The organism is Micromonospora sp. NPDC047521, from assembly GCF_055587305.1.
Genome location: NZ_JBVJGN010000001.1, coordinates 663,277 through 689,375 on the forward strand (window position 1 = coordinate 663,277; position 26,099 = coordinate 689,375).

Annotated in this window: 24 protein-coding genes; 6 read left to right on the plus strand and 18 right to left on the minus strand. The window is 70.5% G+C overall.

All coding sequences use genetic code 11. The features are described 5' to 3' along the window. Nucleotides 1-91: 91 nt before the first annotated feature. Together ACZ6N8_RS03140 and ACZ6N8_RS03145 are read right to left on the minus strand one after the other, a co-directional pair. The gene (locus tag ACZ6N8_RS03140; RefSeq protein WP_466007300.1) at nucleotides 92-1,372 is read right to left on the minus strand and encodes a thymidine phosphorylase; all 1,281 of its coding nucleotides are present in this window, start codon (nucleotides 1,370-1,372) and stop codon (nucleotides 92-94) included. A 136-nt stretch (nucleotides 1,373-1,508) separates the two neighbouring features. Next, nucleotides 1,509-2,219: a cytidine deaminase gene (locus ACZ6N8_RS03145; RefSeq protein WP_466007120.1), complete on the minus strand. Its 711-nt coding sequence runs from the start codon at nucleotides 2,217-2,219 to the stop codon at nucleotides 1,509-1,511. A 301-nt stretch (nucleotides 2,220-2,520) separates the two neighbouring features. On the opposite strand from ACZ6N8_RS03145, the gene ACZ6N8_RS03150 reads away from it, so the two are divergent. Next, nucleotides 2,521-3,003 (plus strand): nitroreductase/quinone reductase family protein, encoded by a 483-nt coding sequence (locus ACZ6N8_RS03150; protein WP_466007302.1) that lies wholly within the window; start codon nucleotides 2,521-2,523, stop codon nucleotides 3,001-3,003. A gap of 57 nt (nucleotides 3,004-3,060) precedes the next feature. On the opposite strand, the gene ACZ6N8_RS03155 is transcribed toward ACZ6N8_RS03150, so the two are convergent. The 8 genes from ACZ6N8_RS03155 to ACZ6N8_RS03190 form a co-directional block, all read right to left on the minus strand. Continuing rightward, on the minus strand, nucleotides 3,061-4,341 hold the full coding sequence (locus tag ACZ6N8_RS03155) for an ABC transporter permease (RefSeq protein ID WP_387111586.1): 1,281 nt from the start codon (nucleotides 4,339-4,341) through the stop codon (nucleotides 3,061-3,063). A 3-nt stretch (nucleotides 4,342-4,344) separates the two neighbouring features. Then, nucleotides 4,345-5,721 carry an ABC transporter permease gene (locus ACZ6N8_RS03160; protein WP_466007122.1) on the minus strand — a complete coding sequence of 459 codons (1,377 nt, stop codon included), beginning with the start codon at nucleotides 5,719-5,721 and terminating at the stop codon, nucleotides 4,345-4,347. Continuing rightward, nucleotides 5,718-7,325 carry an ABC transporter ATP-binding protein gene (locus tag ACZ6N8_RS03165; protein ID WP_466007304.1) on the minus strand — a complete coding sequence of 536 codons (1,608 nt, stop codon included), beginning with the start codon at nucleotides 7,323-7,325 and terminating at the stop codon, nucleotides 5,718-5,720. The genes ACZ6N8_RS03160 and ACZ6N8_RS03165 overlap by 4 nt, the downstream gene beginning before the upstream one ends. Nucleotides 7,326-7,516: 191 nt before the next feature. Next, nucleotides 7,517-8,584: a BMP family lipoprotein gene (locus tag ACZ6N8_RS03170; protein WP_466007305.1), complete on the minus strand. Its 1,068-nt coding sequence runs from the start codon at nucleotides 8,582-8,584 to the stop codon at nucleotides 7,517-7,519. A gap of 279 nt (nucleotides 8,585-8,863) precedes the next feature. Then, a complete protein-coding gene (locus tag ACZ6N8_RS03175; RefSeq protein WP_387111581.1) occupies nucleotides 8,864-9,211 on the minus strand; it encodes a hypothetical protein in 348 nt (115 codons plus the stop codon). A gap of 67 nt (nucleotides 9,212-9,278) precedes the next feature. After that, nucleotides 9,279-10,190 carry a sugar ABC transporter permease gene (locus tag ACZ6N8_RS03180; protein ID WP_466007124.1) on the minus strand — a complete coding sequence of 304 codons (912 nt, stop codon included), beginning with the start codon at nucleotides 10,188-10,190 and terminating at the stop codon, nucleotides 9,279-9,281. Continuing rightward, nucleotides 10,187-11,827 (minus strand): ABC transporter permease subunit, encoded by a 1,641-nt coding sequence (locus ACZ6N8_RS03185; protein WP_466007126.1) that lies wholly within the window; start codon nucleotides 11,825-11,827, stop codon nucleotides 10,187-10,189. Before ACZ6N8_RS03185 ends, ACZ6N8_RS03180 begins: the two co-directional genes overlap by 4 nt. Next, the gene (locus ACZ6N8_RS03190; protein WP_466007128.1) at nucleotides 11,827-13,074 is read right to left on the minus strand and encodes a sugar ABC transporter substrate-binding protein; all 1,248 of its coding nucleotides are present in this window, start codon (nucleotides 13,072-13,074) and stop codon (nucleotides 11,827-11,829) included. The genes ACZ6N8_RS03185 and ACZ6N8_RS03190 overlap by 1 nt, the downstream gene beginning before the upstream one ends. Nucleotides 13,075-13,271: 197 nt before the next feature. Between ACZ6N8_RS03190 and ACZ6N8_RS03195 the strand changes: the two genes are divergently transcribed. The 3 genes from ACZ6N8_RS03195 (at nucleotide 13,272) to ACZ6N8_RS03205 (ending at nucleotide 16,603) form a co-directional block, all read left to right on the plus strand. Further along, nucleotides 13,272-14,318: a LacI family DNA-binding transcriptional regulator gene (locus ACZ6N8_RS03195; RefSeq protein ID WP_364368295.1), complete on the plus strand. Its 1,047-nt coding sequence runs from the start codon at nucleotides 13,272-13,274 to the stop codon at nucleotides 14,316-14,318. Nucleotides 14,319-14,392: 74 nt separating this feature from the next. Beyond that, nucleotides 14,393-16,027, plus strand: a complete 1,635-nt coding sequence (locus ACZ6N8_RS03200; RefSeq protein WP_466007130.1) for a glycoside hydrolase family 13 protein — start codon at nucleotides 14,393-14,395, stop codon at nucleotides 16,025-16,027. A gap of 204 nt (nucleotides 16,028-16,231) precedes the next feature. Further along, nucleotides 16,232-16,603, plus strand: a complete 372-nt coding sequence (locus ACZ6N8_RS03205) for a VOC family protein (RefSeq protein ID WP_466007131.1) — start codon at nucleotides 16,232-16,234, stop codon at nucleotides 16,601-16,603. Nucleotides 16,604-16,612: 9 nt separating this feature from the next. Here ACZ6N8_RS03205 and ACZ6N8_RS03210 read toward each other — a convergent pair whose 3' ends face one another. The 6 genes from ACZ6N8_RS03210 to ACZ6N8_RS03235 form a co-directional block, all read right to left on the minus strand. Further along, on the minus strand, nucleotides 16,613-17,050 hold the full coding sequence (locus ACZ6N8_RS03210; RefSeq protein WP_466007133.1) for a hypothetical protein: 438 nt from the start codon (nucleotides 17,048-17,050) through the stop codon (nucleotides 16,613-16,615). Nucleotides 17,051-17,130: 80 nt separating this feature from the next. After that, on the minus strand, nucleotides 17,131-17,496 hold the full coding sequence (locus tag ACZ6N8_RS03215) for a GntR family transcriptional regulator (protein ID WP_466007307.1): 366 nt from the start codon (nucleotides 17,494-17,496) through the stop codon (nucleotides 17,131-17,133). A 20-nt stretch (nucleotides 17,497-17,516) separates the two neighbouring features. After that, on the minus strand, nucleotides 17,517-18,440 hold the full coding sequence (locus tag ACZ6N8_RS03220) for a YhjD/YihY/BrkB family envelope integrity protein (protein WP_387111561.1): 924 nt from the start codon (nucleotides 18,438-18,440) through the stop codon (nucleotides 17,517-17,519). 80 nt (nucleotides 18,441-18,520) lie between these two features. Then, nucleotides 18,521-19,090 carry a 2'-5' RNA ligase family protein gene (locus ACZ6N8_RS03225; protein ID WP_466007135.1) on the minus strand — a complete coding sequence of 190 codons (570 nt, stop codon included), beginning with the start codon at nucleotides 19,088-19,090 and terminating at the stop codon, nucleotides 18,521-18,523. Nucleotides 19,091-19,115: 25 nt separating this feature from the next. Then, nucleotides 19,116-20,141, minus strand: a complete 1,026-nt coding sequence (gene trpS, locus ACZ6N8_RS03230) for a tryptophan--tRNA ligase (RefSeq protein WP_364368312.1) — start codon at nucleotides 20,139-20,141, stop codon at nucleotides 19,116-19,118. Nucleotides 20,142-20,174: 33 nt separating this feature from the next. Next, a complete protein-coding gene (locus ACZ6N8_RS03235) occupies nucleotides 20,175-21,278 on the minus strand; it encodes a hemolysin family protein (protein WP_466007136.1) in 1,104 nt (367 codons plus the stop codon). 229 nt (nucleotides 21,279-21,507) lie between these two features. Between ACZ6N8_RS03235 and galE the strand changes: the two genes are divergently transcribed. Together galE and galK are read left to right on the plus strand one after the other, a co-directional pair. Beyond that, nucleotides 21,508-22,455 carry a UDP-glucose 4-epimerase GalE gene (galE, locus tag ACZ6N8_RS03240; RefSeq protein WP_466007309.1) on the plus strand — a complete coding sequence of 316 codons (948 nt, stop codon included), beginning with the start codon at nucleotides 21,508-21,510 and terminating at the stop codon, nucleotides 22,453-22,455. Continuing rightward, entirely contained in the window at nucleotides 22,452-23,621 is a 1,170-nt protein-coding gene (gene galK / locus ACZ6N8_RS03245) for a galactokinase (protein ID WP_466007138.1), read from the plus strand. Before galE ends, galK begins: the two co-directional genes overlap by 4 nt. Nucleotides 23,622-23,822: 201 nt before the next feature. Here galK and ACZ6N8_RS03250 read toward each other — a convergent pair whose 3' ends face one another. Both ACZ6N8_RS03250 and cysD read right to left on the minus strand, forming a co-directional pair. Then, the gene (locus ACZ6N8_RS03250) at nucleotides 23,823-25,076 is read right to left on the minus strand and encodes a sulfate adenylyltransferase subunit 1 (protein ID WP_466007311.1); all 1,254 of its coding nucleotides are present in this window, start codon (nucleotides 25,074-25,076) and stop codon (nucleotides 23,823-23,825) included. 74 nt (nucleotides 25,077-25,150) lie between these two features. After that, the gene (cysD, locus tag ACZ6N8_RS03255; RefSeq protein ID WP_364368323.1) at nucleotides 25,151-26,062 is read right to left on the minus strand and encodes a sulfate adenylyltransferase subunit CysD; all 912 of its coding nucleotides are present in this window, start codon (nucleotides 26,060-26,062) and stop codon (nucleotides 25,151-25,153) included. Nucleotides 26,063-26,099 lie beyond the last annotated feature (37 nt).

Below are 26,099 nucleotides of genomic sequence, written 5' to 3' on the forward strand. Positions count from 1 at the left end.
CACGCCGGCGCAGGGCCGGTTATCCCCCCTTGGCCTGCGACAATAGCGCTCCCAGGTGACCGGCACCACGCCCACCCCGACCCGCGTCCGGTCAGCCGATCCGCTCGATGACAAGTGGCGTCACGGCAGGGGCGGTCGACGCGATCCGCACCGCGCGCGCCGCCTCGGTCAGCGCCGCCGGGATCCGCGTGGCGTCGTCCGCGCGCAACTCGTACAGCGGGTCACCGGCCCGTACGGCGTCACCCGGACGCCTGTGCAGCACCACACCGGCCGGCACGCTCACCGGGTCTTCCTTGCGGGCCCGGCCCGCGCCGAGCCGCCACGCCGCAACCCCCATGGCGTACGCGTCGACGGACGCGACGTACCCGTCCTGCTCGGCGCGGACCACCTCGACCTCGGCGGCGCTGGGCATCGGGGCGTCCGGGTCGCCGCCCTGCGCCCGGATCATCGCCCGCCACGAGTCCATCGCCCGGCCGTCGCGCAGTGCCGCCTCCGGGTCGGCGTCCGGGAGGCCTGCGGCGGTGAGCATCTCCCGGGCCAGGGCCACCGTCAGCTCCACCACGTCCGCCGGGCCACCGCCGGCCAGCACCTCCACCGACTCGGTCACCTCGACGGCGTTGCCGATCGCCAGGCCCAGCGGGGTGGACATGTCGGTGAGCAGGGCGACGGTCCGTACGCCGTGCGCACCGCCCAACTCCACCATCGTCCGGGCCAGTTCACGTGCCTGGTCGACGGACTTCATGAAGGCACCGGAGCCGACCTTGACGTCGAGGACCAGCGCGCCGGTGCCCTCGGCGATCTTCTTGCTCATGATCGAGCTGGCGATCAGGGGGATCGCCTCCACGGTGCCTGTCACGTCGCGAAGCGCGTACAGCTTGCGGTCGGCGGGGGCGAGCCCGGCGCCGGCCGCGCAGATCACCGCGCCGACCTCGTCGAGCTGGGCGATGAACTCGTCGTTGCTCACAGTGGCCCGCCAGCCGGGGATGGACTCCAGCTTGTCGAGCGTGCCGCCGGTGTGCCCGAGGCCGCGCCCGCTGAGCTGGGGAACGGCAGCGCCGCACGCGGCCACCAACGGGGTGAGCGGCAGAGTGATCTTGTCGCCGACGCCGCCCGTGGAGTGCTTGTCGACAGTGGGCCGGCGTACCGCCGACAGGTCCAGCCGCTCACCGCTGGCGATCATCGCGGCGGTCCACCTGGCGATCTCCGGCCCGGTCATGCCGTTCAGCAGGATCGCCATGGCCAGCGCGGACATCTGCTCGTCGGCGACAACCCCCCTGGTGTACGCGTCGACCACCCAGTCGATCTGGGCGTCCGACAGCACGCCCCCGTCCCGCTTGACCCGAATGACGTCAACAGCAGCAAAACTCATCAGAAGATCTTCCCCAGTCTTTGGAAATCCCGACCCACGGACCGACCGCAAGCACCGAGGGGATTGGACCGGCCGTGCCCGGCGGAGGGATCAAGCCTGACCGCCCGGAGCCGGGCACGGTCGGCCCAATCCCCCAAGCTCAGCCACCAGACCACCGAACCGGGATCTCCAAAGGTGGCTCCCCCTCACCGGCCCAGAAGATCGTGCCGGTCTCGTCGACCACGACCACCCTGGGCGAGCGGGCCAGGCCCCAGGCGATCGCCTCGGCCGTGTCGTCCCAGCTCGGCGCCTCCTCCAGCACACCTGTCTCGGCGCCGGCGTCGTCTCCGGCCGACCGCTCCCAGTACGCCGTCCAGACCTGCTGGCCCGCGGACATGTCCGGGTGCACGAAGACGGTGCCCCGTCCGCGCCAGGCGGCAAGCCGCTCGGGAACCACAGGCACCGGCGTCTCGCCCGTCACCGACTCCAGGTCCTCGACACCGAAGGCGTGTGGCAGCAACTCGTCCATCCGCAGTGGGCGGGGCCTGGCCTCGATCAGGCACTCCGGCCCGCCGTGTTCCCAGAGCAGTTGCCGGCACCTGCCGCACGGCATCAGCGGCTCACCTGTGGCGTCGACGCAGGAGAGCGCGACGAGCCGGCCGCCGCCGGTGGCGTGCAGGCTGGAGACGACACCGCACTCCGCGCACAGCGTCACGCCGTACGCGGCGTTCTCGACGTTGCAGCCGACCACGATCCGGCCGTCGTCGACCAGGGCGGCCGCACCGACCGGAAACGTCGAGTACGGCGCGTACGCGTGCCGCATCGCCTCGGTGGCAGCGGCGCGCAGCCGCGCCCAGTCAATGTCGGTCATGCCATCATTCTGCCGAAGCACCCCAGGTCAGAAGCGGGCAGGGCCGGTTCCGTGAGCCCGACGCGGCCGTGCCGGGGTGAGCCCGACAGGTCGGCCCTGCCCGGCAGCGGTGGTCGGCGGCAAGTCGACAGCCCCGGTCGCGGGGGTGACCGCCTCGGAGGAAGAGGACGTTCGACCCTGCATCTTCCGCTCGCGATGGCCAACCCTGAATCCGGAGCATTGGAGACGGGCCGCCCGGGGGGGGGGAGACGTGATGGCGAAGTTGGGGAGCTGGCCGTTGTCCGAGGACACTCTTCGTCGGATGTACGCGGGGGGCCGCGGTAATACCGCTGCCCGCCGGTTCGCCCGGTTCTGGGCGGCTGTCTACAGTGCGGGTCTGCACCCGAGGCGCTGGGTCACGCTCGAGGTCGTGGGGCGGCGTACCGGTCGGATCACCCGGTTCCCGCTGGGTATGGCCGACTGGCAGGGCGACTGGTATCTGGTGCCGATGCTGGGCGAGGACTGCAACTGGGTCCGGAACGTCCGTGCGGCAGGCGGCCTGGTGACCATTCAGCACGGGCGATCCCGGGTCTGCCAGCTGGTCGAGGTGTCGGTCGACGAGCGCGCGCCGATCCTCAAGCGCTATCTGGCGAAGGTCCCCGGAGCCAGGCCGCACATCCCCGTCGACCGGCACGCGCCGCTGACCGAGTTCGCGGCGATCGCGGCACGCTACCCGGCGTTCCGTGTCGAGTCGGCACCCGCCAGCAGCCCGAACCCCGGTGGCGGAAGGCCGGCGAAGTCGTGATGAACGGCGCCGACCTCGCTGTGCCCGACGGGAGTCCCGCCGGGCACAGCTCACGCGTCAGCCCTTGATGTAGGGCTTGCCGTCGGCGGCTGGCGCCCGGACCCGGCCGACCAGCCCGGCGACCGCGAGGATGGTCGCCAGGTAGGGCAGCATGGCCAGGAACTGGCTGGGGATCGAGCTGTTGATGGCACCCAGGTAGGTGGCGAGCTGGTCGGCGAAGCCGAAGAAGAGCGCGGCGAGCAGCGCCCCGGTCGGGTTCCATCGGCCGAAGATCAGCGCGGCCAGCGCGATGAACCCCTTGCCGCCGATCATGTTCTTGGTGAACGAGTAGAGCGCCAGGGTGTACGACGCGCCGCCGATGCCGGCGACCACGCCCGCCAGCAGCACGTTGCGGTAGCGCACCCGCAGCACCTTGACGCCGAGGGTGTCGGCGGCGGTCGGGTGTTCGCCGACCGAGCGGGTACGCAGCCCCCACCGGGTGCGGAACAGCCCGATGTGGATCACCAGGACCAGCAGCAGGCCGAGGTAGAGGAAGATGTTGCCGCGGAACAGCGCCGGCCCGAGCACCGGGATGTCCTTGAGCAGCGGGATCTCCCAGTTGCTGAAGCGGGGCGCGCTGTTGTATTTGTCCGCGTCGGTCTGCATCAGCCGCTCGTAGAGGAAGCCTGTGACGCCGACCGCCAGCAGGTTCAGCACGATGCCCATGACGACCTGGTCGACCAGGTAGCGGATGGCGAAGACGGCGAGCAGCAGCGAGATGAACGCGCCGCCGATCGCGGCGGCGACCAGGCCCACCCACACGTTTCCGGAGAGACTGCCGAACAGCGCGCCACTGAACGCGCCCATCAGCAGCTGGCCCTCGATCGCCACGTTGACCACACCGGAGCGCTCGCAGAGCACCCCGGCGAGCGCACCGAAGATCAACGGCAGGGCCAGGATGAAGGTGCCCCGGATGATGTTGACAAGCGGCATGAAGTTCTGCCCGGCCGGAGCCGCGGAGACCTGCCAGCAGAGGAAGGAGAGCACGAAGCCGACCAGCCCGACGGCGAGCACGGGCAGGAACCACCGCTTCGGCACTCCGGCGAGCAGCGCCGCGCCGGCGGCGATCGCGATGATCCCGAACAGGATCGCCCCGATGGTGCCGTTGATCTCCAGTGCGGTACCGGCGGCGTCGTCGCTGAGCGTGAACCGGGCCTGCTGGTCGGTGGCGAGGGCTCCGAAGAGCACCGCCGCCAGCAGACCGAGCGCCAACAGCGTGAGGCCGACCTTGCGGCTACGGGTCCAGAAGCCCTCGTCGACCGGGGCGACCGCGACGTCGGGGACAGCCATGGTGGACATGAGTTACCAGCCCTTCGCCAGGCTCGTCTGCAACCGGGCGGCGCGTGCGGCCCGGAGCTGGAAGATCGCCTTCACCAGGGCCGGCGCGGCGATGAAGATGACGATCAGCGCCTGGAGCACTGTCACCAACTCCAGGGAGATCCCCGAGTACGACTGCATCCGGTTGCCGCCGGCCTGGAGCGCGCCGAACAGCAGCGCGGCCAGCAGCACGCCCCACGGCTTCACCCGGCCGAGCAGCGCCACGAGGATGCCGTCGAAGCCGATCTGCGCGACGACAAGCGGCGTCAGGGCGCTGGCGGTGGAGCCGAGCACCATGTTCGAGCCGCCCAGGCCGGCCAGGATCCCGGAGAACACCATGATCAGGATGTACGTCCGGGTGACGCTGATGCCAGCGGTACGGGCGGCGTCCGGGTTGGCGCCCACCGCGCGCAGCTCGAAGCCGAGCGTCGAGCGGTTGAGCAGCCAGGCGACCGCCCAGGTGGCCACGACGGCGAGCAGGATGCCTGCGTGCACCCGCAGGTTGTCGCCGAGCAGTCGGGGCAGTTGGGCGGAGCTGTCCACGGCCCTGCTGATCGCGTCGGTACGGTTCGGGTCCTGCACGCCGTTCTGCACGATCAGCCAGGTCAGGAAGTACGTGGCGACGTAGTTGAGCATGATCGTGTTGATCACCTCGTGCGCGCCGGCGCGCGCCTTGAGGATGCCCGGGATGAATCCCCAGAGCGCACCACCGAGGGCGCCGGCGAGCACTGCCACCAGCAGGTGCAGGCCAGGCGGCAGGGGCAGCAGGAAACCGGCCACCGCCGCCAGGATCACGCCGATCGTCGCCTGACCCTGCGCGCCGATGTTGAACAGGCCACCGCGGAAGGCCAGCGCGACCGCCAGACCGGTGAAGACCAGCGGCGCGGTGTAGGTGAGTGTCTCGGAGATCGGCGCCAGCACGGCCTGCCAGCCGTTGCTGCCGTTCAACCAGCCGGAGAACGCCTCCGGGTCGAAGACCGAACCCTTGAACAGGTTCGCGTACGCCTCGCTGACAAGCGTCCAGCTCGCGTTGAGCGCGTCGCTCGGGCGGGCGGTGATGTAGGTGTACGTGTGCAGCACGTCCGGATCGGAAACGATCATCAGCACCGCGCCGACAACGATCGCCAGCACCAACGACAGCAGGGTCACAGTGAACGTGTTGGCGGCCCAGAGGTTGTCCAGGAACAACCGGCCCAGGGACGGCTTCGGTTCCGCCTCCGGGTCGGGCTTCGACGACGCCTGGCGGGTCGGCTCGGTCGCCGACTCGGCCTGTTCGGTGTTGCCGAGCGCGTTCTGCGCGGCCTGCGCCTCGCTCGCCGGTTCCTTGTCCGGCGAGCCGGACTGCGGGGTGGGGTCGCTCATGCCTCGTCCTCGTTCGCGGAGCCCGCGTCGCTCGCCGGGCTCCCGTCGGTGGCCGCGCCGTCGGTCGGCTCGGCGTCCGTGCCGTGCTCGTGGGCGGCGTCCGGGCTGATGCCGGCCATCAGCAGGCCGATCTCCTCGCGCGGGGTGTCCGGGCCGACGATGCCGATGATCCGGCCGCGGTACATCACCGCGATCCGGTCGGCGAGCCCGATCACCTCGTCCAGCTCGCTGGAGACCACCATGACGGCGGTTCCGACGTCCCGCTCGTGGATGATCCGGCTGTGGATGAACTCGATGGACCCGACGTCGACGCCGCGGGTCGGTTGGGCGGCGATGAAGAGCTTCAGCGGCCGGGACAGCTCCCGGGCCACGATCACCTTCTGCTGGTTGCCGCCGGAGAGGGTGCCCACCGGCGCCTCCGCCGATGAGGTACGGACGTCGAACTGCTCGATCCGTTCCTTGGCCGACGAGGCGATCGCGTCAGGCTTGAGCGCGAGCCCGCTGCCGAACGGCGGGCGGTCGTAGATGTCCAGCACGAGGTTCTCCGCGACGCTGAACTCCTTGACCAGGCCGTCGACGCTGCGGTCCTCGGGCACGTAGCCGACGCCCGCGCGGAGCACCTTCTTCGTCTTCCAGCCGTCGATGCGGTCGCCGGCCAGGCTGACCGTGCCGGCCAGCACCGGGCGCAGGCCCATGATCGCCTCGATCAGCTCGGTCTGACCGTTGCCCTGTACGCCCGCCACGCCGAGCACCTCGCCCGCGCGGACGGTCAGGTCCACCCCGTCGACGGCGCGGATCTGCCTGTCGTCGTCGACGACGAGCCCCTCGACCTCCAGCACCGGCTCACCAGGCGTGGCCGGGGACTTGTCCACGGTGAGCCGGACGTTGCGGCCGACCATCAGCGCGGCCAGCTCGTCCCGGCTGGCCTCCGGCGAGGCGGTGCCGACTGTCTTCCCGCGCCGGATCACCGTGATCCGGTCGGCGATGGCCTTGACCTCGCCGAGCTTGTGGGTGATGAAGACGATCGACTTGCCCGCCGCCTTGAGCGACCGCATGACGGTCAGCAGTTCCTCGGTCTCCTGCGGGGTGAGCACCGCCGTCGGCTCGTCCAGGATGAGCAGGTCGACGTCCCGCGTCAGCGCCTTGACGATCTCCACGCGCTGCTGGATGCCGACCGGCAGGTCCTCGATCACCGCGTCCGGGTCGACCCGCAGGTTGTAGCGCTCGGACACCTCGGTGACCTCGCGCCGGGCGCGTCGCCGGTCCAGGAAGCCGGCGATGCCGCCCTTTACCTGCTCGGCGCCGAGCATGATGTTCTCGGCCACGGTGAACACGGGCACCAGCATGAAGTGCTGGTGCACCATGCCGATCCCGGCCGCGATCGCGTCGGAGGGGCCCTTCAGCTTCAGCGGCGCGCCGTCGACCAGGATCTCGCCCTCGTCGGGCTGGTAGAGCCCGTAGAGCACGTTCATCAGTGTCGACTTGCCCGCGCCGTTCTCGCCGAGCAGGGCATGGATCTCTCCAGGCTCCACCGTCAGATCGATGTGGTCGTTGGCGACCAGATCACCGAACCGTTTGGTGATGCCGCGCAGTTCGAGTCTCAGCGCAACCTCCTGGAGTGCGAGCGATGGTGCAGCGTAGCTGCCGTCAACCCGGCCCGACCGGCCCGGCCACCGTTGGTGCGCGATCGGCCGCCCCGACCCCACGGGTCACCCCGCAGGGCCAGAGCGGCCGGTCGGTCCTGCCTGTTTCCCGCCGACCGTCCGATGATCTCACCGGACGGATCGGCCGGGCGTCACTTGGTCGGCTGAGCCTTCGAGGTGACGGTGATGGTGCCGGCGGCGATGTCCGCCTTGATCTTGTCGACCTCGGCCTTCAGCTCGGCCGGAACCTTGCTGTCGAAGTCGTGGTACGGGGCGATCGAGACGCCGGTGTTGGCCAGGGTGCCCACGAAGCCCGGCTTGGCCTCCAGCTTCTCGCCACCGGCGGCCTTCAGCACGGCCTCCTTGACGGCCTCCGGGATGTTCTTGACGACCGTGGTGACGATCGCCGAGCAGTCCGGGGTGCTCTCGCAGCCGTCGACGTCCACCCAGATGGTGCTGTACTTGCCGCCCGAGGCCTTGGCCGCGGCGGTGGTGCCGAGGCCGGAGCCGCCGGCGACCGGCATGATGATGTCCGCGCCCTGGGCGACCAGCGCGTCGGAGACCTTCTTGCCCTCGTCCTGCTTGGCGAAGTCGTTGGTGAAGGAGCCCTTCTGGGTCTCCTTGTTCCAACCCAGCGCCTGGACGTTCTTGCCCTTGGTCTTGTTGTAGTGCGCCACGCCGTCGACGAAGCCGTCCATGAAGATGGTCACGGGCGGGATCGGCAGGCCGCCGTAGGTGCCCACCTTGCCGGTCTTGCTCATCCCGGCGGCGAGGTAGCCGGCCTGGAACGCGGCCTGGGCGGTGTCGAACTGCATCGGGTAGACGTTCGCGTCACCCGGGTTCGCGTCGACGATGCCGAACTGCTGGTTCGGGTTCGCCTTGGCGATCTTCGAGGTGGCGTCGCCCATCAGGCCACCGACGGCCAGGATGAAGTCGCACTTCTGGTTGACGTACTGCGTCAGGTTCGGCTCGTAGTCGGCCTCGGCCTTCGACGCGACGTACTTGATGTCGATGTTGTCGTTGGCGGCCTTGGCCTCCTGCAGACCCTTCCAGGCCGAGGTGTTGAACGACTTGTCGTCGATGCCGCCGACGTCGGTCACCATGCAGGCGCTGAACTTCTTGGCGCCACTGCCGGCGTTGTTGTCATCATCGGGGGCCTCGCCACAAGCGGCGGCCGTGAGCAGAAGCCCACCCGCCGCGAAGATCGAGGCGATCCGCATCCCACGCACCGAGCGCAAGACGTCTCCTTCCCATTGCACACCGCGCCTAGTGCGGTGGCAGCCCATCAGCCGACCTGCGGGTGTGCCGCCGGCTGTCCCACGTTACGGACGGGAGCGTACGCCCGCGCCCACCCACCGGCCGACAATCGTGCACGACTGTTGAGCGCCTGTTACCCGGGTGTAACCCTTGGGTGGGACAAATCACTGTTAGTGCTGGTAGGTGAGCGCCGGGGCGTCCCGAACGTCCGGTTCGCGGAGGACTGACCCCCCGCCCGGACGCTACCGCCAGAAGACCGCCACCGCCGCGTTGACCAGGGTCAGGCCGACGATCGCGAGGAAGTGGCCGCGGTTGACCACGTCCCGCTTCCGGGAGAAGAAGACCATGACGAAGATCAGCAGCGCGATGACCAACTTCGTCACAAGTTTCGCCGGGTCGGGCTCGGCGTCACCGCCGCCGCGCAGAGGCGCGGAGAGCCCGATGCCGGTGAGCAACTGGATCACCGCGCCCCAGAGCATGGCGGCGTTGATCCGCAGCTTGCCGGTGACGTACTGGGCGATCGCGCCGCCGAGCAGCAGAGCGAAGCCGACCAGATGGACATAGAGGAGAATCAGTCTCAGTGCTTCCACGCCGCCCATCCTCCCCTATCAACGACAGTTTGTAGTAGTGGGGTCGGCAGGTCGGCGCGTCGTCGGCTCATCCCTTGACGGCGCCGCTGGTGAGGCCGGAGACGATGAAGCGCTGGAGGAACTGGAACACCAGCACCGTGGGGATCGCGGTGAGCAGGGTGCCAGCGGCGAAGATCCCGAAGTTGGTGTTCCGCTCGCCGCCCTGCAACATGCCCCGCATGCCGACCGCGAGGGTCTTCGCGTCGGTGTCGGTGAGGAAGACGCTCGCCATCAGGAACTCGTTGATGGTGTTGATGAAGGCGAGCAGCCCGGTCACCGCGAGGATCGGCGCCACCAGCGGCAGCAGGATCCGGAAGAAGACCTGTGCGTGCGAGGCGCCGTCCATGGTTGCCGACTCGTCCAACTCCCGGGGCAACGTGTCGAAGAAGCCCTTCATCAGCCAGGTGTTCACGCCCAGCGCGCCACCCATGTAGAGCAGCAGCAGTCCCCACGGGGTGTTGAAGCCGATCGCCGGCCACAGGTCCGTGATCGTGCCGAAGATCAGGAAGATCGCCACGATCGCCAGGAACTGCGGAAACATCTGGATCAACAGCAGCGACAGCAACCCCACCCGTCGCCCCTGGAACCGCATCCGGGAGAAGGCGTACGCCGCGAGCGCGGAGAGCAGGACCGAGGCGAACGAGGCGCCCCCGGCGATGAGAAGCGAGTTCAGGAACCAGTTGGCGAACCCGGTTCGCGCGAACAGGTCCCCGAAGTTCCCGAACGACACCCCGCCGGTCGGCACCAACTCGGTCGAGGAGAGGGTGCCGAGCGGGTTGAGCGCCGCCGAGACGACGAACACGAGCGGGAAGAGACTGAACAGCACGCCGAGCAGGCCGACCAGGTGCCGCCAGCCGACCTGGGCGAACCAGCGGTTCCTCCGCCTCCCCGCGGTACGGCCGACCGCCGTCGGGCGGCCCGCGCCGGTGAGTGTGGTCACGAGTACACCTCCTCCTGTTGGCGGGTCCGCCGGAAGCTGACCGCCGAGACCACCGCGACGATGGCGAAGATGAACAGCGAGATCGCCGCGGCGAAGCCGAACTGCGCGGCCTGCCCACCGAACGCCAGCCGGTAGGTGTAGGTGATCAGCAGGTCGGTGGCGCCGTTGGTGGGGTTGTCCGCCGGGAACGGCGCGCCCTCGGTGGTCAGGTAGATCGCGTTGAAGTTGTTGAAGTTGAACGCGAACGACGAGATCAGCAGCGGTGAGAGCGCGACAAGCAGCAGCGGCAGGGTGACAGCCCGGAACGACTGCCAGGGTGACGCCCCGTCGACCGAGGTGGCCTCGGTCAGCTCCCGCGGGATGGCCTGGAGCGCGCCGGTGGCCACCAGGAACATGTACGGGTAGCCGAGCCAGAGCTGCACCAGGATCACGGCGGCGCGGGCCGACCAGTCCTGCCCGAACCAGTCGATGCCCAACCCGAACAGGTTGTTGATCAGCCCGAAGTCCGTGTTGAACATGTCCCGCCAGACCAGCAGCATCGCGAAGGACGGCATGGCGTACGGCAGGATCAGCAACATCCGGTAGAGGTTGGTGCCCCGCATCCGGGGCGAGTGCAGCGCGAGCGCGATAAGCATGCCGAGGATGAACGTGCCGCCGGTGGAACCGATCGCGAAGGCGAAGTTCCAGATCAGCGTGGCGAGGAACGGCCCGGAGATCCGCTCGTCGGTGAGCACGCGGGTGAAGTTGGACAGCCCGACGTCCACCTTCCAGCCCTGGGCCAGGCGTTCACCGTCGGCGGCGACAAACGCGCCGACCTCGCCGTCCGCCGTCCAGGTCTTACCGCTGTCGCTGTCGGAGACACAGTCACAGCCCGCGTCGTACGCCCGCACGGCTTTGCCCTCGTACACCCGGGACAGGCCGGAGGAGCGCAGCGCGCCGCCGGCGGTCGGCACCACCAGGTCGGTGATGTCCTTGCTGCGGGCGCTGGCCTGGCCGATGGTCAGCACTGTGTAGCCGTCGGCGGCGGTGACCTTCCCGCCGGGGGCGACAGTGACCGCGCCGGCGTCGAGCGGGCGCAGGCCCCGGGTGTCGCCGACGGAGACCGTGTTGGTCTGCGGGTCGGTGACCAGGAAGACCAGGGCGCCGGTGGCGGGGTCACCCTTGGTTGCCACGGACATCGGGAACTGGGCGGAGCCCGGGACCTGCTTGACCGAGGAACTCTGGATCGCGACGATCGCGTCGTCCTTGCTGCCGCGGTGGCCGTCGCCGAAGTTGGTGAATGCCGTGCTCGCGGTGTAGAGCACAGGCACGACCTGGAACGCGATCAGGAAGAGCGTGCCCGGTACGAGGTATTTCGCCGGCACGTGGCGACGACCCAGGTACAGGTAGAACAGCGCACCGGTGGTCAGCACCAGCACCGCCAACCAGACCCACTTCTCGGCCTCCACGAGCGGGAAGGCCGCCCAGATCGCGATGCCGGCCACCAGGCCGAGCAGGACCACCTTCGCGGCGAGGCCGGCCGCGGTGATCGGCGCGTGGTTCCGCGCGGAACGGGACGTGCGCGGGGACCCGGTGCCCACGGGCCCCCGGCCCGGGGCCTGCTGGGCAGACCCCGGGCCGGACAACGGTGTGCTCATTACTTGATCGAGCCGGCGATCGTCTTGCCGGCCGCGGTGACCGTGCTGGCCGGGTCGGCGCCGCCGATGACGGCGGCCTCGGCCTTACCGAAGGGGTCCCAGATCGCGGCCATGGCCGGGATGGCCGGGAGCACCTGGCCGTCCTTACCCGCCTCGATGAACTTGGCCAGGTCCGGGTCGCTGCCCTTGACCTGGTCCAGCGCGGCGGTCAGCGCTGGCGGGCGCGGGTCGGCCTGGTAGAGCGCCACGGCCAGCTCCGGCTTGGCGACGTAGTTGACGACGAACTCCTGGGCGAGAGCCTTGTTCTTGCCCTTGGCAGCCACGTAGAAGGACTGCACGCCCACGAACGGCGCGGCCGCCTTGCCGCCGGCGAAGCCGGGAACGGCGGAGACGTCGTACGTGATGCCGGCCTTCTTGACGTCGGCGACCGCCCACGGGCCGGAGACCAGGTACGCGCACTTCTTGCCGGTGAAGGTGGCGGTCGAGTTGGTGTCGGCGATCGAGCGCTTCAGCACGCCCTCGCCCTTCTCGCCGAGCGCGGCGATCTTCTTGAACGCCTCGATCGACTCCGGCTTGCCCACGCCCAGGTCCTTCGGGTCGTAGTCGCCGTTCGCGGTGGTGCCGAAGAGGTAACCGCCGGCCGAGGCGTACAGCGGGTAGATGTGGTACGCGTCGCCCTTCTGGCCGACCTGGAGGCACAGCGTCTCGGTGACCTTCTTCTGCGCCTTGAGCTGCTTGCCGGTGGCGACCAGGTCCTCGATGGTCTTCGGCGCCTCGGGGGCCAGCTCGGTGTTGCGGATCAGCGCCAGGTTCTCCTGCGCGTACGGCACGCCGTAGAGCTGGCCGTTGAAGGTGACGGCCTTGATGGCGGTCTCGTTGAAGGCGGCCTTCTGCTCGTCGGGCAGCTGCACCGGGTCGATGGCACCGTTCTGGACCAGGTTGCCGATCCAGTCGTGAGCGCCGATCACCACGTCCGGGCCACCGCCCTGGCTGGACACGGTCACGAAGTTGTTCTGGAGGTCCTCGTTCGGGACGGCCTGGACCTCGACGGTGACGCCGTTCTCCTGGCCGAACTTCTCGGCGAACGGCTTGAGGGCCGCGGTCCGCTTGTCGTCCGCCCAGATGACCAGTTTGCCGCCGGCGGCCTTGGGGGACTGCTTCGCGGCCGGCTCGTCGCTGTCGCCACAGCCGGAGGCGGCGAGCGCCAGGGCGAAGAGGGCGACCACACCCGCGGTACGGATGCGCATCGGTACTCCTGTCGTCATGGCGGGTCCGCCCGGGGGAAGGGCGGCCCGCCGTGGAATGCTGGAATTTCTTGCCACCCGGCGCCGACGTGCTGCGCCGCAGCTTGCGTATGTTGCGGGGACGTTAGCAAGACGTTGCAGATAATGGAAGCGCTTGCAGAGTGCCCCGCAAGAACTTGCCGGTGGGCTAAAGTGCCGCCATGCGCGCTCGACTGTCCGACATCGCCCAGCAGGCCGAAGTCAGCGAGGCCACGGTGTCGCGGGTGCTCAACGACCGCCCCGGCGTGGCCCCGGAGACCCGCCAGGCCGTCCTCACCGCCCTCGACGTGCTCGGCTACGAGCGCCCGGCCCGGCTGCGCAAACGCAGCGCCGGGCTGGTCGGCCTGGTGGTGCCGGAGCTGGACAACCCGATCTTCCCGGCCTTCGCCCAGGTCATCGAGTCGACCCTGGCGCAGAGTGGGTTCACACCTGTGCTCTGCACCCAGACCGCAGGTGGCGTCACCGAGGACGAGTACGTGGAGATGCTGCTGGACCGGCAGGTCTCCGGCATCGTCTTCGTCTCCGGCCTGCACGCCGACACCGCCGCCAACCACGACCGCTACCGGGCGCTGATCGCCCGCCCGCTGCCGGTCGTGATGATCAACGGGTACGTGCCGGGCATCGGCGCGCCCTTCGTCTCCTGCGACGACCGCGAGGCAGCCGAACTGGCCGTGGCTCACCTCGTCGCACTCGGCCACCGGCGGATCGGCCTGATCACCGGCCCGGACCGGTTCGTACCGGTGCGGCGCAAGGTGGCCGGTTGGCGTGCGGCGATGACGCGGCTGGCCGGCGTGGCAGAGGCCGACCTGGGCCCGCTCGCCGAGCTGTCACTGTTCGGTGTGGAGGGTGGCGAGGCGGCTGCCGGCCGCCTGCTCGACCGTGGCGTCACCGCGGTGGTCTGCGGTTCGGACCTGATGGCGCTCGGCGCGGTCCGGGCGGCCCGGCAGCGCGGCCTGACCGTTCCGGGTGACCTCTCCGTGCTCGGGTACGACGACTCGCCGTTGATGGCCTTCACCGACCCGCCGCTGACCACCATGCGCCAGCCGGTGACCGCGATGGCTGTCGCGGCGGTCCGGGCCCTGGTGGACGAGATCAACGGGCACGGCGCCCCGCACTCGGAGTACCTGTTCCGCCCGGAGCTGGTGGTGCGCGGCTCGACGGCTGTCGCCCCGGCTGCCGTGCGATTCCCTTACGCAAGATCTGCTTGACTCTTGCAGGGCGCGGCCGGCATATTGCTCAGACAGTCGCGCCCGAGCACGAGACAGACGGGGAACGTCAACCCATGACCGCAAGCACCGCCACCCCGACCCACCCCGCCGACGACTGGTGGCGCGCCGCGGTCGTCTACCAGGTGTACGTCCGCAGCTTCGCCGACAGTGACGGCGACGGCGTCGGCGACCTCCAGGGGATCCGGCAACGCCTGCCGTACCTGCACGACCTCGGGGTGGACGCGCTCTGGTTGACCCCGTTCTACACGTCCCCCATGGTCGACGGCGGATACGACGTCGCCGACTACCGCGACGTCGACCCGATGTTCGGTACGCTCGCCGACTTCGACGCGATGATCGCCGACGCGCACGCCCTCGGTCTGCGGATCATCGTCGACCTGGTGCCCAACCACACGTCCAGCGCGCACCGCTGGTTCGTCGACGCCCTCGCCGCCGGCCCGGGCTCACCGGAGCGGGCCCGCTACCTGTTCGCCGACGGTCGGGGCGAGCGGGGCGAGCTGCCGCCGAACGACTGGGAGAGCATCTTCGGCGGCCCGGCCTGGACCCGCGTCGCCGACGGCCAGTGGTACCTGCACCTGTTCGACTCCGCCCAGCCGGACCTCAACTGGCGTCATCAGGAGGTCCGCACCGAGTTCGAGGACGTGCTGCGGTTCTGGCTCGACCGGGGCGTGGACGGCTTCCGCATCGACGTCGCCCACGGCATGATCAAGGCCGAAGGGCTGCCGGACGTCGGCTTCAGCACGATGACCACCGGCCAGCGTCAGGTCGAGCTGCTCGGCAAGGGCCGCCTGCCCTACTTCGACCAGGACGAGGTGCACGAGATCTACCGCGCCTGGCGGCCCATCCTGGACAGCTACCCCGGCGGGCGGATGGCGGTGGCCGAGGCGTGGGCCGAGACCCCGCAGCGGCTCGCCCGCTACATCGGCCCGGACGAGCTGCACCAGGCGTTCAGCTTCGACTTCCTCGACGCCACCTGGTCGGCCGACTCGTTCCGCAAGGTGATCGACACCGCGCTGGCCGAGGCGACAGTGGTCGGCGCACCCACCACCTGGGTGCTGTCCAACCACGACAAGCAGCGCCACGTCACCCGCTACGGCGACGGGGCCGAGGGTCTACGCCGGGCCCGCGCGGCCAGCCTGCTGATGCTCGCCCTGCCCGGCTGCGCCTACCTCTACCAGGGTGAGGAGCTGGGCCTTCCCGAGGTGCTCGACCTGCCCGACGAACTGCGCCAGGACCCGGCGTTCCTGCGCACCGGCGAGAGCCGCGACGGCTGTCGGGTGCCCATCCCGTGGACCGGCGAGCTGGCGCCGTACGGCTTCGGCCCGGCCGGCAGCGAGTTGAGCTGGCTGCCCGCCCCCGCCACCTGGCGGGCGCTGTCCGTCGCCGCGCAGACCGGCGTGCCCGGCTCGACGCTGGAGCTGTACCGGACCGCGCTGCGGATCCGCCGCGACCATCCGGCGCTCGCCGCCGACGCCGGTGGGGTCACCTGGCTGGAGACCGGCCCCGGCGTGCTCGCCTTCTCCCGCGCCAACGGCCAAGCGGTGCTGACCTGCGTGGTCAACCTCAGCGGAGCGCCGGTCCTGATCGACGGGTACGGCCAGCCGGTCGTCGCCAGCGACACGCTCACCGGGCAGGGCTCCGGCCATCTGCTCGGAGTTGACGCCGCCGCCTGGTTGGAACGCCGCTGAGCGGGTAACCCGTTCTCGACCTGGTCGTCCGTCGTGCCCCGCGCCAACGGGCGACTGGGCTACCGGCCCCTTGTGGTGGGGGGTGAGGTGGCGCCGGCGCCACGCGGAGTTGACTCCGCGCGGCGCCGGTGTCCGTCTGCGCCGACGTGTGCGGCGGCGCCGCCGTGGGTACCGCACCGGGCACCGACGCTACGGAGGTGACCCATGGCGGTACGCGTGGCACAGTGCACGATCGACGTCGAGGACCTGGACCTGATGGTCCCGTTCTGGTCGGCGGCACTCGGCTACGAGGTCGAACAGGGCGACGACGGCAGCGCCAAGCTGTGGCCGTCGGGGCAGCCGTCCGGGCCCGCGCCCACCATCTGGTTGCAGGGCTCCGGCGCCCCCAAGCGGGGCAAGAACCGTCTGCACCTCGACCTGGTCGCCGACGACGACCCGCAGACCGAGGTACGACGCCTCGTCGACCTCGGCGCACGGCACGTCGACGTCGGGCAGACCGGCACCGAGGGGTTCACCGTCCTCGCCGACCCCGAGGGCAACGAGTTCTGCGTGCTGGACGGCCCGCCGACCCGCTGAGCAGCCGCGTCACTTCGCGGTGAGCAGCGCCGCGATCCGGGTGAAGCCCTCGCGTACCTCGGCCTCGTCCGGCGGTTCGGCGGGCTCGCCGTGACCCGCCTCGTCGGCGGCGGCGTCCAACTCCTCGTCGATCACGTCCTCGAAGTCGCCGTACAGGTCGGCCCCCTCGACCTGACTGGCCTCGTCCTCGGCGGCGACCTGCGCTGCGGCGATCTCGCTGCGGATCTCGTCGGCGGACAGCGCCGGCAGCAGTGGTTCCACCACCGCCATCAGCTGCTCCTCGGCAACCACCGCCTCGGCCAGCGCCAGCGCGTGCGGCCGCTCGTACGGCCCGCAGACCACCGGCTCCCACTCGTCGAGATCGCCGAGCGGGCCGAAGGTGATGATCCACGGAAGCCCGAGCAGCGGCGAGTCGGCCGGCAGGTCAAGTGTCATGAGTGCGCCCACCGGCTCATCATCGCCGCGAACGCGAGCGCCGGACACGGTTTCCCCGCAGGACCGCCCGTCCGGCGGCCGATCCGGGGCGGTCAGCCGGGGCGGGCCGCGTCCAGAGCGGCACGGACCAGCGCGAGAGCGGTGGCGGGCGGTACGCCCAGCCGGGCCGCCTCGGCCGCGTAGCCGGCGGCAGCCCGCTGGAGCCGGTCCACCGCGTCGTCCCGGCCCGGAGCGACGAAGGTGCCGTTGCGCCCCCTGGTCTCCAGCAGACCTGCCGTCTCCAGCTCGCGGTACGCCCGGGCCACCGTGTTCGCGGCCAGCCGCAGGTCGGCGGCGAGCTGCCGGACGGTGGGCAGTCGGCTGCCAACAGGGAGCCGACCGTCGCCGATCAACTCGGCGAGTTGCACGCGTACCTGCTCGTACGGGGGCACCGCCGAGTCCGGGTCGACCGAGATCATCACCTGCGCACCCTCCGCCATCAGCCCGCGCCGCCCGGCGTACCGGGATCGGTGTCCTCGTCGAGTTTCGCCGCCGGAGCGCCCTCCGCCAGGTCCACCACCCGCCCGTTCGTGCTGGTCGCGAGCAGCGCGGCCCCGAACAACACCAACTGGTTGAGCAGGTAGAGGTAGAGCAGCAGACCGACGGCGCCGGCCACCACCGTGTACGCCGGGTTCCGTTCGGTGCGCACCACGTAGTAGCGGCCCACGGTGTTGAGCAGCGTGATGCCTATCGCGACGAGCAGCACCACCGGCCGCAGTCGGGACCGGCTCATCCGCAGCCGGGGCACCGCGAGCAGCAGGGCGGTGGCGAGCACCGCGTTGACCAGCACGCTGAGCACCGCGCTGACAGTGGTCAGCCCCACCGATCCGGTGCTGCGCAGCAGGAAGCGCAGCAGCGATTCCAGCGCGTCCACGGCCGCCACCGAGACGCCCAGGAGCACGAAGACGCCGATCATCACGCCGAGGTCGACAAGCCGTCGGATCACCAGGTTGCCGGGCTGCTGGTTGAGCGCGTACATCAGTCGCTGCGAGGAGCGGATCGCCTCCACCCAGCCGATCCCGGTGAAGACCAGGATGACCAGACCCACCACGCCCACCGTGCCGCTGGAGTTGGCGATCTGCTGCGCGTCGAGGAACGGCAGGTTCTCCTTGAGGAAGTCGGCAGCCGCCGCGCTCACCTCGTCGTTGTCCTCAAGGATCGCCCCGAAGATCGAGTACGCGACCAGGGCGAGGGCGAACACCGCGAAGAAGCCGTAGTAGGCGATCGCCGCCGCCAGCCGCCCGGCCAACACCTCGCCGTAGAGCGTTCCGGCCCGCCACAGGTGGTCGAAGAGACCGGAGCGGCCACGCGCGGCACTCACCCAGCGGTCGATGCCCGCCTCGATCTGGCCGATCACGTTCACGCGATCATCCTCGCCGATCTTTCACCGCCGTAGTGGCAACCCGGCTTGCGATGCTCGCCGACCGGCGCGTCGCCGGCCGGTCAGTCGCCGAGCCGGAAGTCCCGACGCGGCTGCCACCGGGCCTGCCCGCTGTGCGAGAAGAGGGTGAACGCCTCGACCTCGAACATCGCCGAGAAGTCCGCAAGATCCTCGTACGCCTTGTCCAGTGCCTCGGGCGCGACGTCCTGCGCGACGGTGACGTGCGGATGGTACGGGAAGCGGGTCTGACGGTGCAGGCCCGGCGCGGCGGCGATGGCCGCGGCCAGCAGCTCGCACTCGCTGATCCCGGCGGCCACCGCGACGAAGACCACCTGCGTCACCGGACGGAACGTGCCGGTGCCCCGCAGGTGCAGCGCGAACGGCAGGTGCGCGGCGGCGACGGCGGCCAGGTGTTGCTCGATGGCGGGCAGGTTGGCCGTCGGGATCTCGGTCGGCCCGAGCAGCGTCACGTGCGCGGGCACCGCGAGCGGGTCACCTGCCTCGATCCGTCGCCGGGTGAGCTGGCCGCCCCACGGCTCCGGGATGTCCACCGCGATGCCGATCTGGATGGTGTCGCCGGTGGGCGGCACCCCGCCACTGCGATCCACGCTCCGCGCCGCCTTCTCGGCCACCGACCCGCCCACCTGTCCCGCGGCGCTATTCGCCGCGCACCGGCGGGAAGAAACCGACCCGCTCGTACGCGGACCGCAGCGTCGGCCCGGCCACCGCCCGGGCCTTCTCGGCACCGGCGGCGAGCAGCTTGTCCAGCTGCGCCGGGTCGTCCAGGTACGTGCGGGTGCGCTCCTGGATCGGGCGGACGAACTCCGCCACCACCTCGGCCAGCTCCTTCTTGAGGTCGCCGTAACCGCGACCGGCGTACGCGGCCACCAGTTCGTCGATGCCGCGACCGCTGAGCGCGGAGTGGATGGTCAGCAGGTTGGAGACGCCGGGCTTGGTCTCGGTGTCGAAGACGATCTCCCGACCGGTGTCGGTCACCGCCGAGCGGATCTTCTTGGCCGAGCGGGCCGGGTCGTCCAACAGGTCGATGATGCCGGCCGGCGAGGACGACGACTTGGACATCTTCGCCGTCGGCTCCTGCAGGTCGGTGATCTTCGCGGTGTCCTTGACGATGTGCGGCGCCGGCACCGTGAACGTCGTACCGAACAGCGAGTTGAACCGCTGGGCCAGATCCCGGGAGAGTTCCAGGTGCTGGCGCTGGTCCTCGCCGACCGGCACCGCGTTGGCCTGGTAGAGCAGGATGTCGGCAGCCTGCAGGATCGGGTAGGTGAAGAGCCCGACGCTGGCCCGCTCGTTGCCCTGCTTCTGCGACTTGTCCTTGAACTGCGTCATCCGGCTGGCCTCGCCGAAGCCGGTGATGCAGCCGAGCACCCAGGCCAGCTGCGGGTGCTCGGGCACCTGCGACTGCACGAACAAAGTGCTGCGCTCCGGGTCCAGACCGACCGCGAAGAGTTGCGCGGCCGCCACCCTGGTCCGCTGCCGCAGCACCGCCGGGTCGTGCCCAGCGGTGATGGCGTGCAGGTCCACCACGCAGTAGAACGCGTCGTGGGTTTCCTGAAGGGCCACCCAGTGCCGTACCGCCCCGAGGTAGTTGCCGAGGTGGAACGAGTCGGCCGTCGGCTGGATGCCGGAGAAGACGCGGGGACGGGCGGGTACGTCGGACATGGCGATAATTCTGTCAGCAAGCAACCCGGTCCGTCATGACGGGCCGGCGGGTCGGCCCCGGCCCGCCGGTGCGGGGGCGCTGACCTCGTACGGCTCCCCCGTGTCCTCCCGGCGGGCCGGGGCGCGGCCCCGCTGCCCCGCCACCGGATCCCGAGGGTTCCCGCCGACGACGTCCTGCCGCTGCTCCACGGTCCGCACGGCGGCGACCGCGAGACGGGCCACCCGCCGTCCGTCCAACGCCAGCACCCGCAGCGACCAGCCGCCGGGCGGGTCGGGAGCACCCGCGTCGACCGGCTCACCGGGCACCGGCACCTCGTCTCCGGTGACCGGCAGCCGCCCCAGCGCGGCCATCACGAAGCCACCCACCGTCTCGTACGGCCCGGCGGGCAGCACCACACCGGTCCGCTCGGCGAAGTCGGACAGGTTGAGTCGTCCGTCCACCACGGCGGGCAGCCCGGGGTGCACCGGGTCGGGGGCGTCGTCGTACTCGTCGTGGATCTCGCCGATCAGTTCCTCGATCAGGTCCTCCAGGGTGACGATCCCGGCCGTGCCGCCGTACTCGTCGACCACCACGGCCAGGTGCTGGCCCTCGCGGCGCATCTCGGTGAGCGCGGCAAGCACCCGTTTGCTGCCGGGCAGCCGCTTCACCTCGCGGCTCAGCTCGCCGACAGTGGCGCACCTGTCGACGTCCGGGCGCAGCAGCAGGTCGCGCAGGTGCACGAAGCCCACCACGTCGTCGTGGGTGCCGTCGGTGACCGGATAGCGGGTGTGCGTCTCGGCGCGGACGATCCGGGCGGCCTCGGCGATGGTCAGTCGGGCGGGGAGGAAGACCACTTCGGTGCGGGGCATCATCACCTCGCGGACGAGGCTGGCACCGGCAACCAGGACCTCGTCGATGATCCGCCGCTCGTCCGGGTCGAGCACGGTGTTCGCCGCCACGAGGTCCCGCAGTTCGGCTTCGGTGATGCGTTCCCGGCCGGCCGCCGGGCCGGCGCCGAGCAGGTCGGTGACGAGGCGGCTGGCGCCGTCGGCGGTGCGGACGAGAACCCGGGCGACGGCCCGGGCGAGCGGGCCTGGGTCGCGGCGGGGCCGCCCCCGCGCGCGTCGCCGGAGCCCGGTACGGGCCGCTTCCCGCATGACAGAGATGGTAGACACCGGCGGCCCACTCCACCGGGATTGTGCGAGTCTGTTCGATCGTGAAAGATTATGATGGAATGGTGCTGGCGGCACGCTCGGTCGAGGTGCCCGCCGCAGCCGTAGGGTGATCACCGAAGGGCCAGCCCCGGGCGGGGTCGAATCAGGAGGCAACGACGTGAAACTGCTCGTCACCGGGGGCGCCGGCTTCATCGGCAGCGTGGTGACCCGGATGCTGCTGGACGCGGGGCACGACGTCGTCGTCCTGGACGACCTGCGTACCGGCCACCGCGAGGCACTCGCCCCCGACGCCACCCATGTCGAGGCGTCCATCCACGACGCCGCACGGATCGTCACCCCCGAGGCCGGCTTCGACGGCGTGCTGCACTTCGCCGCCCTGATCGCCGCCGGCGAGTCGATGGTCAAGCCCGAGCTGTACTGGCAGAACAACACAGTCGGCACGCTCGCCCTGATCGACGCCGTACGGGCTGCCCGGGTGCCCAGGATGGTCTTCTCCTCCACCGCCGCCGTCTACGGCAACCCCACCGAACTGCCCATCCCGGAAGCCGCCGTCAAGGCGCCCACCAACACGTACGGCGCCACGAAACTCGCCGCCGACATGGCGCTCACCTCCGAGGCGGTCGCGCACGGGCTGGCCGCGGTCTCGCTGCGCTACTTCAACGTGGCCGGGGCGTACCTCGACGGCACCGTCCCGCTCGGCGAACGGCACGACCCGGAGACACACCTGATCCCGATCGCGCTCGAGGTCGCGGCCGGCCGGCGCGAGAAGCTCCAGCTCTTCGGCGACGACTACCCCACTGTGGACGGCACCTGCGTCCGCGACTACATCCACGTCGCCGACCTGGCCCGCGCCCACCTGCTGGCGTTGGACGCCGCCACCTCCGGCCAGCACCGGATCTACAACCTGGGCAACGGCAACGGCTTCACCAACCGCCAGGTCGTCGACGTGGTCCGCGAGGTCACCGGGCAACCCCTGCCGGTCGAGGTGGCCCCACGCCGCGAGGGCGACCCCGCGGAGCTGGTCGCCTCCTCCGCGCTGGCCCGCGACGAACTGGGCTGGGTGCCGCAGAAGCCGACCCTGCACGACATGGTCGGCGACGCCTGGGCCTTCTACCGCGCGCACGTCCTGGAGCAGCCGCCAACCGAGGAGGCACCGTGACAAACCCCACCGGCGACGTCGCCGCACGGGCCGCCGAGGGCTTCACCAGCCGGTACGGCGGCAACGCGGCCGGCCGCTGGGCGGCCCCCGGCCGGGTCAACCTGATCGGCGAGCACACGGACTACAACGACGGGTTCGTGCTGCCCTTCGCGCTGCCGCTGCGGACCGTCGTCGCCGCCGACCGGCAGGACGGCGAGCAGTGGACGGTCTGGTCCGAGCTGTCCGACGAGACGATCACCTTCGGTGCCGACGACGTGGCCGAGCCGGGTCGGGTCACCGGCTGGGGCGCGTACGTGGCCGGGGTGGTCTGGGCGATGCGCGACGCCGGCCACGCCGTGCCCGGTGCCCGCCTGGCGATCGCGTCCGACGTGCCGCTGGGCTCGGGCCTGTCGTCCTCGGCCGCCCTGGAGTCGGCAGTCCTCACCGCCCTGCTCGACCTCGGTGGTCTGGACCTGCCCGCCGAACGACTGCCGCGGCTGGCGCAGCGGGCCGAGAACGTATACGTCGGCGCCCCGACCGGGATCATGGACCAGTCCGCGTCGATCCGCTGCCGGGCCGGGCACGCGCTCTTCCTCGACTGCCGCGACGAGTCCGTCGAGCAGATCCCCTTCGACCTGGACGCCGCCGGCCTGGCCGTGCTCGTCGTCGACAGTCGGGCGCCGCACCGGCACGCCGACGGCGAGTACGCGGCCCGCCGCCGGTCCTGCGAAGCGGGTGCGAAGGCGCTCGGCGTAGCCGCGCTGCGGGACGTGTCAGTCGACCAGCTCGACGCCGCGCTGGCCCGGATCGACGACGAGGAGACCCGACGCCGCGTCCGGCACGTGGTCACCGAGGACCAGCGGGTGCTGGACACTGTGGCGCTGCTGCGCGCCGGCCGCGTACGGGACATCGGCCCGCTGCTCACCGCCTCGCACGTCTCGATGCGCGACGACTTCGAGATCACCGTGCCCGAGATCGACACCGCGGTCGAGGCGGCGCTGGCGGCAGGCGCGCTCGGGGCCCGGATGACGGGCGGCGGCTTCGGCGGCTGCGTCCTGGCGCTGGTCGAGACCGATCGGTCCGACGCGGTGGCCGCAGCCGTCACGGCCGCCTACGCCGAGCAGGGCTTCACCGCCCCGAACACCCTGACGGTCCTCCCCGCCCCCGGCGCCACCCGCCTCGACTGACCCGGGTTGATCAAGAGGTTCGCGTCAGTCCGAGCCCGGATTCTGACGCGAACCTCTTGATCACCGGCGAGGTCGAGGGTGGGGAGCGGGAAGATCGTGCTTGTTCATGGAAGTAGTGGCCTCCCCGGAGGGGGAGGCCACTACTTCATGGATTGAGCGCGATCTTGGCGCAGCGCAGCGCAGCGCGGCGGGCGGGCGGCGCTAGCTGACTTCGACGATCATGGCGGCGCCCACCGTGCGGTTGGTGGTCTCGTCGATGATGACGAAGCCTCCAGTGGTGCGGTTGCGGCGGTACTCGTCGGCCAGCAGCGGCACAGTCGTGCGCAGCCGCACCCGACCGATCTCGTTGAGCCGCAACTCGTCCGCCGACTCGTCCCGGTGCAGCGAGTTGATGTCGAGCCGGTAGTGCAGCCCACGCACGATCGCCCGCGCCGAACGGGTGGTGTGCTTGATCGCGTACCTGCCGCCGACCCGCAACGGGGCTGTCTCGTCCATCCAGCACACCATCGCCTCGATGTCCTGGGCCACCGCCGGTGCGTTGTTCGGGCGGCAGATCAGGTCACCCCGGGAGATGTCGATCTCGTCGGCCAGTCGTACCGTCACCGACATCGGCGGGAACGCCTCAGCGACCGGCCCGTCGGCGGTCTCCACCGCGGCGATCCGGCTGGTGAAGCCGGACGGCAACACCATCACCTCGTCACCGGGCTTGAGCACGCCGGAGGCGACCTGGCCGGCGTAGCCGCGGTAGTCGGTCACAGTCGTGGACTGCGGACGGATCACGTACTGCACCGGGAACCGGACGTCGACGAGGTTGCGGTCGCTCGCGATGTGCACCCGCTCCAGGTGGTGCAGCAGCGACGGACCCTCGTACCACTGCATGTTCTCCGAGCGGGCCACGATGTTGTCGCCGCGCAGCGCGGAGATCGGCACCACTGTCAGGTCCGGTACGTCGAGCTTCGCGGCGAACGCGGTGAACTCGTCGGCGATGCGCTCGAAGACCTCCTGCGACCAGTCGACCAGGTCCATCTTGTTGACGCAGAGGACCAGGTGCGGCACCCGCAGCAGGGAGCACAGGAACGCGTGGCGGCGGGACTGCTCGACCAGACCCTTGCGCGCGTCCACCAGGATCAACGCCAGGTCGGCGGTGGACGCCCCGGTGACCATGTTGCGGGTGTACTGGATGTGCCCCGGAGTGTCGGCGATGATGAACTTGCGCCGCGGCGTGGCGAAGTACCGGTACGCCACGTCGATGGTGATGCCCTGCTCCCGCTCGGCGCGCAGGCCGTCGGTGAGCAGCGCCAGGTTGGTGTACTCGTCGCCGCGGGCCGCGCTCACCGCCTCCACCGCGGCCAACTGGTCGGTGAAGAGCGACTTGGTGTCGTAGAGCAGCCGGCCGATGAGTGTCGACTTGCCGTCGTCCACGCTGCCGGCGGTGGCGAAGCGCAGCAGGTCCATGGGCCGGGCCTCCGGCCCGGCTCCGGTAACAGCCCGGGCCTCCGCATTGGCGGACGCCGCGATCTCGGTGGTCATCAGAAGTAGCCCTCCCGCTTGCGGTCCTCCATGGCGGCCTCGCTGACCCGGTCGTCACCACGGGTCGCGCCCCGCTCGGTGATCCGGGTCGCCGCTACCTCCTCGATGACCTTCTCCACGGTGTCCGCGTCGGAGCGGACCGCCGCGGTGCAGGAGGCGTCGCCGACGGTGCGGTAGCGCACCTGCGCCTTGAACCGTTCCTCGCCCGCGCGGGGGCGGAAGAACTCGTTGACGGCGTAGTACATCCCGTCCCGTTCGATCACCTCGCGCTCGTGCGCGTAGTAGATCGACGGCAGCGGGATGCGTTCGCGGGCGATGTAGTGCCACACGTCCAGCTCGGTCCAGTTGGACAGCGGGAAGACCCGGATCGACTCGCCCGGGTGGTGCCGGCCGTTGTAGAGCGACCACAGCTCCGGCCGCTGGTTCTTCGGATCCCACTGGCCGAACTCGTCGCGGAAGCTGAACACCCGTTCCTTGGCGCGGGCCTTCTCCTCGTCCCGGCGGGCGCCGCCGAACAGCGCGTCGAAGCGGTGCTTCTCCACCGCGTCCAGCAGCACCGGCGTCTGGATCCGGTTACGCATCCCGTCGCCGGACTCGCGGACCATGCCGCTGGCCAGGGCCTCCGGCACGCTCGCCACCACGAGATGCAACCCCAGCTCGGCGACCCGCTGGTCGCGGTATTCGAGGACCTCGGGGAAGTTGTGCCCGGTGTCGACGTGCATGACCGGGAAGGGGATGTTGGCCGGGGCGAACGCCTTCTGCGCCAGGCGCAGCATGACGATCGAGTCCTTGCCGCCGGAGAAGAGCAGCACCGGGCGTTCCATCTCGGCGACCACCTCGCGCATCACGAAGATGCTCTCCGCCTCCAGGGTGTCCAGGTGGGAGACCCGGTAGGCGGCGGGCGTGGTCATGACACCGGCTCGATTCGCTCGCTCATCCGATTTCCAG

Excerpts from the sequence above, each read along its gene's own strand:
- ACZ6N8_RS03235 (WP_466007136.1), bottom strand. The coding sequence starts at position 21,278 with ATGCGGGAAGCGGCCCGTACCGGGCTCCGGCGACGCGCGCGGGGGCGG.
- ACZ6N8_RS03155 (WP_387111586.1), bottom strand. The coding sequence starts at position 4,341 with ATGTCCACCATGGCTGTCCCCGACGTCGCGGTCGCCCCGGTCGACGAG.
- trpS (WP_364368312.1), bottom strand. The coding sequence starts at position 20,141 with ATGTCCGACGTACCCGCCCGTCCCCGCGTCTTCTCCGGCATCCAGCCG.
- ACZ6N8_RS03215 (WP_466007307.1), bottom strand. The coding sequence starts at position 17,496 with ATGATCTCGGTCGACCCGGACTCGGCGGTGCCCCCGTACGAGCAGGTA.
- ACZ6N8_RS03160 (WP_466007122.1), bottom strand. The coding sequence starts at position 5,721 with ATGAGCGACCCCACCCCGCAGTCCGGCTCGCCGGACAAGGAACCGGCG.
- ACZ6N8_RS03195 (WP_364368295.1), top strand. The coding sequence starts at position 13,272 with ATGCGCGCTCGACTGTCCGACATCGCCCAGCAGGCCGAAGTCAGCGAG.
- ACZ6N8_RS03250 (WP_466007311.1), bottom strand. The coding sequence starts at position 25,076 with ATGGACCTGCTGCGCTTCGCCACCGCCGGCAGCGTGGACGACGGCAAG.
- ACZ6N8_RS03150 (WP_466007302.1), top strand. The coding sequence starts at position 2,521 with ATGTACGCGGGGGGCCGCGGTAATACCGCTGCCCGCCGGTTCGCCCGG.
- ACZ6N8_RS03205 (WP_466007131.1), top strand. The coding sequence starts at position 16,232 with ATGGCGGTACGCGTGGCACAGTGCACGATCGACGTCGAGGACCTGGAC.
- cysD (WP_364368323.1), bottom strand. The coding sequence starts at position 26,062 with ATGACCACGCCCGCCGCCTACCGGGTCTCCCACCTGGACACCCTGGAG.
- ACZ6N8_RS03145 (WP_466007120.1), bottom strand. The coding sequence starts at position 2,219 with ATGACCGACATTGACTGGGCGCGGCTGCGCGCCGCTGCCACCGAGGCG.
- ACZ6N8_RS03190 (WP_466007128.1), bottom strand. The coding sequence starts at position 13,074 with ATGCGCATCCGTACCGCGGGTGTGGTCGCCCTCTTCGCCCTGGCGCTC.
- ACZ6N8_RS03200 (WP_466007130.1), top strand. The coding sequence starts at position 14,393 with ATGACCGCAAGCACCGCCACCCCGACCCACCCCGCCGACGACTGGTGG.
- galE (WP_466007309.1), top strand. The coding sequence starts at position 21,508 with ATGCTGCTGGACGCGGGGCACGACGTCGTCGTCCTGGACGACCTGCGT.
- ACZ6N8_RS03170 (WP_466007305.1), bottom strand. The coding sequence starts at position 8,584 with ATGCGGATCGCCTCGATCTTCGCGGCGGGTGGGCTTCTGCTCACGGCC.
- ACZ6N8_RS03185 (WP_466007126.1), bottom strand. The coding sequence starts at position 11,827 with ATGAGCACACCGTTGTCCGGCCCGGGGTCTGCCCAGCAGGCCCCGGGC.